The organism is Shewanella sp. AS16 (assembly GCF_021412365.1).
Classification (GTDB): domain Bacteria; phylum Pseudomonadota; class Gammaproteobacteria; order Enterobacterales; family Shewanellaceae; genus Shewanella; species Shewanella salipaludis.
The window spans coordinates 1-284 of the sequence record NZ_JAKCLK010000370.1; the positions used below are offsets into that span (position 1 = coordinate 1).

The window sequence follows — 284 nt, forward strand, 5'->3', positions numbered from 1 at the left end:
ACTCAATCAACTTCAACAGTGGCGACAAGCATAACAAAATGCCGTACAGCAGAATCATCCAGGCTTTAAACCCGCGAAGTTTTTCCAGTTGTGAGACTTTATAGATCAGGAAAAACGGAATGAGGCACGACACAATGCCATATAACGGGCTTCCCAACTGAAAGAACACCAGCACCGATACACGAAACGAAACCCAAATCGTCAACGTAATGACGATAAAAGTGCAGATCGCCAGAGTCAGCACGAGTGAGTTAATTTTCCTGGTATCAATAATTCGGCTTAAC

Annotated in this window: 1 pseudogene; it reads right to left on the reverse strand. The window is 43.7% G+C overall.

Annotated elements, in window-relative coordinates:
- Positions 1-244: pseudogene (locus tag LZP73_RS20700) on the reverse strand (hypothetical protein); the annotation flags it as partial.
- Between the last annotated feature and the right edge of the window lie 40 nt (positions 245-284).